This window comes from Stenotrophomonas sp. P5_A8 (assembly GCF_056400545.1).
Map to the genome: position 1 here is coordinate 1 of NZ_JBFULB010000176.1, position 7,911 is coordinate 7,911.

The 7,911-nt window shown below is 65.6% G+C and carries 9 protein-coding genes and 1 tRNA gene; 7 read left to right on the top strand and 3 right to left on the bottom strand.

Annotated elements, in window-relative coordinates; translation table 11 throughout:
- Together AC1DQP_RS12920 and AC1DQP_RS12925 are read left to right on the top strand one after the other, a co-directional pair.
- Positions 1 to 457: TetR/AcrR family transcriptional regulator (locus AC1DQP_RS12920; protein WP_478051740.1), on the top strand; the 457-nt coding region annotated here is incomplete at its 5' end.
- A 63-nt stretch (positions 458 to 520) separates the two neighbouring features.
- Positions 521 to 988: an SMI1/KNR4 family protein gene (locus tag AC1DQP_RS12925; protein ID WP_478051741.1), complete on the top strand. Its 468-nt coding sequence runs from the start codon at positions 521 to 523 to the stop codon at positions 986 to 988.
- A 320-nt stretch (positions 989 to 1,308) separates the two neighbouring features.
- Here AC1DQP_RS12925 and AC1DQP_RS12930 read toward each other — a convergent pair whose 3' ends face one another.
- The 3 genes from AC1DQP_RS12930 to kdsA form a co-directional block, all read right to left on the bottom strand.
- Complete coding sequence (locus AC1DQP_RS12930; protein WP_478051742.1) at positions 1,309 to 2,013, bottom strand: hypothetical protein; 705 nt, start codon at positions 2,011 to 2,013, stop codon at positions 1,309 to 1,311.
- Positions 2,014 to 2,117: 104 nt separating this feature from the next.
- Positions 2,118 to 2,194 (bottom strand) — tRNA-Arg (locus AC1DQP_RS12935).
- Positions 2,195 to 2,288: 94 nt separating this feature from the next.
- Entirely contained in the window at positions 2,289 to 3,134 is an 846-nt protein-coding gene (kdsA, locus tag AC1DQP_RS12940) for a 3-deoxy-8-phosphooctulonate synthase (RefSeq protein ID WP_256773926.1), read from the bottom strand.
- Positions 3,135 to 3,348: 214 nt separating this feature from the next.
- Here kdsA and amaB point away from each other — a divergent pair, with 214 nt between their 5' ends.
- From amaB to AC1DQP_RS12965, 5 genes are all read left to right on the top strand, one after another.
- Positions 3,349 to 4,881 carry an L-piperidine-6-carboxylate dehydrogenase gene (gene amaB / locus AC1DQP_RS12945; RefSeq protein ID WP_256773927.1) on the top strand — a complete coding sequence of 511 codons (1,533 nt, stop codon included), beginning with the start codon at positions 3,349 to 3,351 and terminating at the stop codon, positions 4,879 to 4,881.
- Entirely contained in the window at positions 4,881 to 5,666 is a 786-nt protein-coding gene (locus AC1DQP_RS12950) for an SDR family NAD(P)-dependent oxidoreductase (protein ID WP_457321143.1), read from the top strand. The genes amaB and AC1DQP_RS12950 overlap by 1 nt, the downstream gene beginning before the upstream one ends.
- 180 nt (positions 5,667 to 5,846) lie before the next feature.
- Positions 5,847 to 6,131 carry a DUF4190 domain-containing protein gene (locus AC1DQP_RS12955; RefSeq protein WP_457321145.1) on the top strand — a complete coding sequence of 95 codons (285 nt, stop codon included), beginning with the start codon at positions 5,847 to 5,849 and terminating at the stop codon, positions 6,129 to 6,131.
- Between the two features lie 7 nt (positions 6,132 to 6,138).
- Entirely contained in the window at positions 6,139 to 6,909 is a 771-nt protein-coding gene (locus AC1DQP_RS12960) for a class I SAM-dependent methyltransferase (protein WP_478051743.1), read from the top strand.
- 9 nt (positions 6,910 to 6,918) lie between these two features.
- Positions 6,919 to 7,911: quinone-dependent dihydroorotate dehydrogenase (locus AC1DQP_RS12965; RefSeq protein WP_478051744.1), on the top strand; the 993-nt coding region annotated here is incomplete at its 3' end.

The window sequence follows — 7,911 nt, forward strand, 5'->3', positions numbered from 1 at the left end:
CGAGCGTGCCGGGGTCAGCAAAGGCGCCCTCTTCCATCACTTCGCCAATCGCCAGCAGCTGCTGGAAGCGGCTTACGCCGACGGTCTCCTGCGCTTCGGCGACGAACTCGATGCGATCCTCGCGCGCGACACGCTGGCCCATGGCAGGTTCACACGCGCCTACGTCACCGCAACGTTCGATGCGATGCAGACGGAAGATCGCATTTGGGTGAAGTTCTCGCTCACCGCGCTGGTGGAACCGGCGTTCGCCGACCTCTGGCGAAACTGGCTTGCGGCGCGCCTGGAGGCATTTCCCGCCGAACGCGCCGATCCCCACCTCCGCGCCGCGCGCCTGGCGGCGGACGGGTTCTGGCTGCAGATGCTGGGCTGTTGGCAGGAGGACAGCGACGCGGGAAAACGACAGGTCCTGCTGCAGTGCATCCTGGGTATGACGAAAGGCGAAAGCCCGATGCGGTGATGCTGGTGACCCCGGCCCGATGCTGTTTCATACAATCGGCATTCCCGAAGAAAGGAGACGACGATGCCGGGAAGTACCACTGTTGCCACTGCAGCGCTCATTGATCAGGCGGAGCGAGAGCTGGGCGTTGTGTTTCCAGTTGAACTCAGGGCCGTCTGGCTCACGCACAACTGCACCGAGCTACCGGGTGGGTGGCGATTTTTCCCGGTCTTTGATYCCGGCAACCCGCGGAAGACGGCTGGATCGGTCACGCATGAGAACCTGCGCGGTGCGTGGGGAATCCACCTTCGATCACTTGATCTTGTGGCGCTCGCGTCGAATGGAACCGGCAACCATCTGGTAATGCGGGTTGTGGATGGCGTCGCGATACGAGACATCCTCCATTGGAACCACGAAACCGAAAAGCTGACGCGTTGGAGGCCTGGCACCGATGCCGTGATGCGCGCTGCCCGAACGTCGGCGGAAAGGCTCGCCGCCATTCGCGCCAATCTCATGAAGGACACCCCGCGCACCCGGCTTCCTGCCAGCTAGATTCGCAGAAGCAGACCGGGTATGGACGGGAGTCTYCACCGCCTTCGTCATACGTTCTGCGCGAACGTGTTGATGCCCTGGCTCCCATTGCGCCGGGCCCAGATCCTGGCCGGGCACCTGCTCGCGCCGGTTTCCGAAACCGCCGTCCTCGCGCGCGGTCTGCGCGCTGTGGCTCATATGGTGATGGGCGGCGTGCCACTTCGCCGAGAGCAAATTCTTGCAGGGCAAGCGGACTACGCTACGACGTAAAAATACTACGCACACCTTACGCCCGATGGGGACGATGGTGCGGTCGCCAAACTGCGGTTCTAGACCTTTGGTCAGCTGTGACGAGCTGCGAACTTGTCAACAACTTCGGCCACGAGATTGGCTAGCCGACGTAGAACGGCAGTAACCTCTTCTCCTGGAAATGCGCTGTCGTCCTGGAAGACGAAGGCCGCAGTCGGAGTACTCGTCGGGTCCAGCTCAAACTCCAGCTTTCCCTCATCGAATCCAACTGGCTTACCGTTCTCGTCCTGCCTTACTCGAACCCCTCCCGAAGCGAGAAATGCGCCGTTGGGAATAAGTGAAAGGTGCTTGTCTTGGATGTCCAGATCATGAAGTGCTCTCAGCAGTTGGTTGCCGMCCGTGTAAGGACGCAGCGCCCTGACAATTTCCACGTCCTCCGGAGCCGCACGATCCCATTTGCGGCCCTTAATCGTCGCCTCTAGGTTCTCTGCTGCGTCAGCGAAGGGGAAGTAGACACCCTTTGAACTCCCCCCATTTAGCTTCACGACTTCCACCGCGAGTAGATCAAGACATGCGCGGAGGTTGTGAATTGCGTCGCCTAACGCTACGTTTAGCCCAGCCGGTTCTCCACGCATGACCACGGATAAGTTGTACTTTCCGTCCGCATCGCAGGTTAGATCGCGAGAACACCAATCAGTAGCGAAGTACGCGGCTATTGCGCGCTCCACTTCTAGGATATGTGCTCCTGCTCGCTGCAGCTTTTGCCGCGGCTGCTCAAACAGCTTGCTCGACCCCATGCGGCCCCCAGCATCTTCACTGTGCCAACTGTGCCAGAACGCGGATGAAAGGAAGCGGTTTGCGGCGGAAAGTTCGACCAGCCATGGTTGTAAGCCATTGTTTTTGGTGACCCCGGCCCGATTCGAACGGGCGACCTTCCCCTTAGGAGGGGGACGCTCTATCCAGCTGAGCTACGGGGCCAAATGCCGCACCCGCGACGCAGGTGCAGCCGTGAAGGATACCCACATTCAGCGACGGGACCAAGGCCGCCGCCGCATCGCGTGGGTGGGCCGGATCAGCGGATATCCAGTTCCGGGAAGCCCTTGACCAGTTCGTCCAGCGCCTTCATCTGCACCAGGAACGGTTCCAGTGCGGCCAGCGGCAGTGCGCTGGGGCCGTCGCAGCGGGCGTGGTCCGGGTCGCGGTGGGCTTCCAGGAACAGGCCGGCCAGGCCGAGCGCCATGCCCGAGCGCGCCAATTCGGCCACCTGGCGACGGCGGCCACCGGAGGCGTCGCTGCCGGCGTCACGACGCTGCAGGCTGTGGGTGACATCGAAGATCACCGGCAGACCGCCGGTGGATTCGGTCATCTCGCGGAAGCCCAGCATGTCCACGACCAGGTTGTCGTAACCGAACTGCGCACCGCGCTCGCACAGGATGATGTTCTCGTTGCCCGCTTCGCGGATCTTGGCCGCGATGTGCTTCATCTGCGTGGGGCTGAGGAACTGCGGCTTCTTGACGTTGACCGTGCGGCCGGTGCGCGCGATCGCCTCGACCAGGTCGGTCTGGCGGGCCAGGAACGCCGGAAGCTGCAGCACGTCGACCACCTCGGCCACCGGGGCGGCCTGCGCCACTTCGTGCACGTCGGTGATCACCGGCACGCCGAAACGACGCTTCACCTCTTCGAAGATGCGCAGCCCTTCGTCCAGGCCGACGCCACGATAGGAGGCGATCGAGGAACGGTTGGCCTTGTCGAACGAGGCCTTGAACACATACGGGATGCCGAGCTTGGCGGTCACCGTGCTGAAGTGTTCGGCCGCGTGCAGGGTCGAATCGAGGTCTTCGAGCACGTTGAGGCCGCCAAACAGCACGAATGGCAGACGATTGCCGACAACCACACCTTCCGCAACGGTAACGTTCATTCAGATTCCTGGGGGCGAACAATGGGCGACATTCTATCCGGTTGCAGGGGAAGAGCAGCCGGGCATGGCCCGGCTCTACCTGTTTAGGGCTACCGCGTACGCGCCGGGTGCAGCCGGGCATCGCCTGCGGCGACCGGGTAGAATCGGCGTTCTGCATGCCGCCCCCCACCCTGCCAGCGGCTGCGCCCTTTTTTGATACGCAACAGGAGTTTGCATGTCCTCTGAGCTGCTCAAGGCCCTTGGCCTGGACGCGACCAACGCTGGCACCTATCTGGGCAACGGCGAGTGGTCCACCGCCACCAGTGCCGGTGTGATCACCCCGATCAACCCGACCACCGGTGAAGCGATCGCCACCGTGCACGCCACCACCGACGCCGATTACGAAACCATCATCGCGCGCGCGCAGGAAGCCTTCAAAGTGTGGCGCACCACCCCGGCCCCGCGCCGTGGCGAAGCCGTGCGCCTGTGCGGCGAAGCGCTGCGCGCCAATAAGGATGCGCTGGGTTCGCTGGTCGCCCTGGAAATGGGCAAGAGCAAGCCCGAGGGTGACGGCGAAGTGCAGGAGATGATCGACATCGCCGACTTCGCCGTGGGCCAGAGCCGCATGCTGTATGGCTACACCATGCATTCGGAGCGGCCGGGCCACCGCATGTACGAGCAGTACCAGCCGCTGGGCCTGGTCGGCATCATCAGTGCGTTCAACTTCCCGGTCGCGGTGTGGGCATGGAATTCGTTCCTGGCCACGATCTGCGGCGACATCTGCCTGTGGAAGCCGTCCAACAAGACCCCGCTGACCGCCATCGCCTCGATGCGCATCTGCAATGAAGCGCTGCGCGACGGCGGCTTCCCGGACCTGTTCTTCCTCATCAACGATGCCGGCACCGAGCTGTCGCAGAAGATGGTGGCCGACAAGCGCGTGCCGCTGATCAGTTTCACCGGGTCGACCCAGGTGGGCCGCCAGGTCGCCGAGAAGGTCGCCCATCGCCTGGGTCGTTGCCTGCTGGAACTGGGCGGCAACAACGCCATCATCCTGGACGAAACCGCCGACCTGAAGCTGGCCATCCCGGGCATCGTGTTCGGTGCGGTCGGCACCGCCGGCCAGCGCTGCACCACCACGCGCCGGTTGATCGTGCACGAATCCATCCATGACGACGTGCTGGCCACGCTGATCAAGGCGTACAAGCAGGTGGAAGGCAAGATCGGCGATCCGACCGACCCGGCCAACCTGATGGGCCCGCTCAACAGCGACGGCGCCGTGCAGCAGTTCCTGGCCTCGATCGAGAAGGCCAAGGCCAGCGGCGGCACCGTGGAAACCGGCGGCACCCGCATCGACCGCGCCGGCAACTTCGTGCTGCCGGCCATCGTCACCGGGCTGAAGAACAGCGACGAAGTGGTGCAGCACGAAACCTTCGCGCCGATCCTGTACGTGATGAAGTACAGCACGCTGGATGAAGCCATCGACATGCAGAACGGCGTGCCGCAGGGCCTGTCCTCGTCGATCTTCACCACCAACCTGAAGACCGCAGAGCGCTTCCTGTCGGCGGCCGGCTCGGACTGCGGTATCGCCAACGTCAACATCGGTACGTCCGGTGCGGAAATCGGCGGCGCGTTCGGTGGCGAGAAGGATACCGGCGGTGGCCGCGAGTCCGGTTCGGATGCGTGGAAGGTGTACATGCGCCGCCAGACCAACACCATCAACTACTCCGACTCGCTGCCGCTGGCCCAGGGCATCAAGTTCGACCTGTGATGGCGGGCGCGTCCGAGACCGCTGCCGGCCCGCGCCTGGATTTTTCCGGGCGCCGGGTACTGATTGCCGGTGGCAGCAAGGGCATCGGGCGCGCGATGGCGCTGGCGTTCGCTGCGGCGGGCGCCCGCGTTTCGGTATGCGCACGCGGTGAGCAGGGGCTTGCCGCGCTGCGCGATGACGCCCAGGCGCTTGGCCTGGACGTGCATACCGCGGCTGCGGATCTGGCGGTACTGGACGACATCGGCCGCTGGCTGGCCGATGCGGCCGCTGCCCTGGGCGGCATCGATATTCTGGTCAACAACGCCACCGGCTATGGCATGGCCGACGACGAGGCCGGCTGGGAAGCCAGCCTCAGCGTCGACCTGATGTCGGCGGTGCGCGCCTCGCGACTGGCCCTGCCCTGGCTGCAGCAGTCCAGCGACGCGTGCATTCTCAATCTGGCCTCGATCGCGGCCCAGCAGCCGCGTCCGGGTGCCGCGCCGTATGCCGCGGCCAAGGCGGCGCTGATGCACTACACCACCTCGCAGGCGCTGGCACTGGCGCCGCAGCGGATCCGCGTCAATGCCATTGCACCGGGCTCGATCGAGTTCGAGGATGGGCTGTGGGCGCGCCGCCGTGAGCAGGATCCCACGCTGTACCACGGCACCCTGGCGAAGATTCCGTTCGGCCGCTTCGGGCAGCCGCAGGAGATCGCCAACGCCGCGCTGTTCCTGTGTTCGCCGCTGGCGGGCTGGATCACCGGCCACACCTTGAACGTGGATGGCGGCCAGGTCCTGATGGGCTGAACCCCCGCTTCGCCACGCATGTCATCGCCATCACGGAGGATGCCGGTGGGTGAGCGGGGTGCGCTGGACGCCGCGCGCCTTCGCTCGCACCGACCCGCGCAGGCGGTGCCGGCACCCTGCGGTCGATGGGATAAACCGGCCACAGGCACTATCATGGGCGCATTGCCTTGGAGGAACCGGATGAACCAGCCACTTCGACAAACCAGCGCGTTGGCGGTCGTCAGCCTGGTCATGGGCATCGTCGGCTGGACGCTATTGCCGTTCATCGGCAGCCTCGTTGCGATCATCACCGGGCACATGGCGCGCGCGGACATCCGCCGTCAGCCACAGGCGCTGGAAGGCGACGGGCTGGCGCTTACCGGCCTGATCCTGGGCTGGGTGGCGGTGATCGGCAGCCTGCTGGTGGTGGCTGGGTTCCTGTTGTTCTTCGGTGGACTGGCCCTGTTTGCCGCATCCCAATCGTGAGGTCTTCATGAGCGCATCGGACTCGACCGAACGCTTCAGCAGCCGGGTCGCCGACTACGTCCGCTACCGTCCCGATTACCCGCCGGCCCTGCTGGACTGGCTGCATCACGACATCGGCGTGGCCACCGAAACCCTGGTCGCCGACATCGGCGCCGGCACCGGCATCTCCACCCGCCTGTTCCTGGCCAGCGGCCACCCGGTGATCGCGGTGGAACCCAACGCGGCCATGCGCGCGGCCGCCGAGCAGTGGCTGGCCCCCGATTACCTGCGCCTCAAACTGGTCGACGGCACCGCCGAAGCGACCACGCTGGCCGATGACAGCGTCGGCCTGGTGGCGGCCGCGCAGGCCTTCCACTGGTTCGACACCGACGCGGTGCGCGCCGAATGGGCGCGCATCCTGCACCCGGGCGGGATGGCGCTGGTGTTCTGGAATTCGCGCCTGCTCGATGCCTCGCCGTTCCTGATCGGCTACGAGCAGCTGCTGCTGGAGTTCGGCACCGATTACACCCAGGTCGCCGAGCGCTACCAGGACGACGACGCGATGCGCGCCTGGTTCGGCCCCGGCCTGCGCGGCATGGCCAGCTTCCCCAATGTGCAGCGCATGGATCTCGATGGCCTGCGTGGACGGCTGCTGTCCTCTTCCTACGCCCCGCAGGCCGGGCATCCGCGCCATGCGCCAATGCTGGAGGCCCTGCAGCAACTGTTCGACGCGCATGCCGTGGACGGCCAGGTCGCTTTTGAATACCACACCCGCGCCTTCGTCGGCACGCTGGACTGATAGAACGCCATGTACTCGCTTGCCCGTCCCTTTCTCTTCACCTTCGACGCCGAGCGCGCCCACGGCCTGGGCCTGAGCGCCCTGGAGCTGRCCTACCGCACCGGCACCACGCCGCTGCTGGCCGGCCGCATCGCGCCGTTGCCGACCCAGGCCTTCGGCCTGACGTTTCCCAACCCGGTTGGGCTGGCGGCCGGGYTGGACAAGAACGGTGAGCACATCGACGCGCTGCTGGCACTGGGCTTCGGCTTTGTCGAGATCGGCACGATCACCCCGCGCCCGCAGGCCGGCAATCCCAAGCCGCGGCTGTTCCGGCTGCCGGCGCACCAGGCCATCATCAACCGCATGGGGTTCAACAACCTCGGCGTGGATGCACTGGTGCGCAACGTCGAGCGCGCCAAGCGCCGCAGCGGCCTGCTCGGGATCAACATCGGCAAGAACAAGGACACCCCCAACGAGCAGGCGTTCGACGACTACCAGCACTGCCTGCAGAAGGTGTATCCGCTGGCCGACTACATTACCGTCAACATCTCCTCGCCCAACACCGCCGGCCTGCGTGAGCTGCAGGAAGAGAACGCGCTGCGCCAGCTGGTGTCGCAGCTGCGCGAGAGCCAGGAATCCCTGGCCGCCCAACATGGCAAACGCGTGCCGATGCTGGTCAAGGTGGCACCGGACCTGAGCGACCGCGACATCGATGCCGCCGCGCGCGTGCTCAGCGAGCTGCAGGTCGACGGGGTGATCGCCACCAACACCACCATCGACCGCAGTGCGGTTGCCGGCGACAGGCTGGCGCAGGAAGCTGGCGGCCTGTCCGGTGCGCCGCTGCTCGGCCAATCCACCCTGGTGCTGCKCCGCCTGCGCGCGCGCCTGCCCGAATCGATGCCGCTGATCGGCGTCGGCGGCATCCAGTCCGGCGCTGACGCGGTGGCCAAGATGTCCGCCGGTGCCGCGCTGGTGCAGTGCTACAGCGGCCTGATTTTCCGTGGCCCGGCCCTGGTACAGGAC

Excerpts from the sequence above, each read along its gene's own strand:
- kdsA (WP_256773926.1), bottom strand. The coding sequence starts at position 3,134 with ATGAACGTTACCGTTGCGGAAGGTGTGGTTGTCGGCAATCGTCTGCCA.
- amaB (WP_256773927.1), top strand. The coding sequence starts at position 3,349 with ATGTCCTCTGAGCTGCTCAAGGCCCTTGGCCTGGACGCGACCAACGCT.
- AC1DQP_RS12950 (WP_457321143.1), top strand. The coding sequence starts at position 4,881 with ATGGCGGGCGCGTCCGAGACCGCTGCCGGCCCGCGCCTGGATTTTTCC.
- AC1DQP_RS12955 (WP_457321145.1), top strand. The coding sequence starts at position 5,847 with ATGAACCAGCCACTTCGACAAACCAGCGCGTTGGCGGTCGTCAGCCTG.
- AC1DQP_RS12960 (WP_478051743.1), top strand. The coding sequence starts at position 6,139 with ATGAGCGCATCGGACTCGACCGAACGCTTCAGCAGCCGGGTCGCCGAC.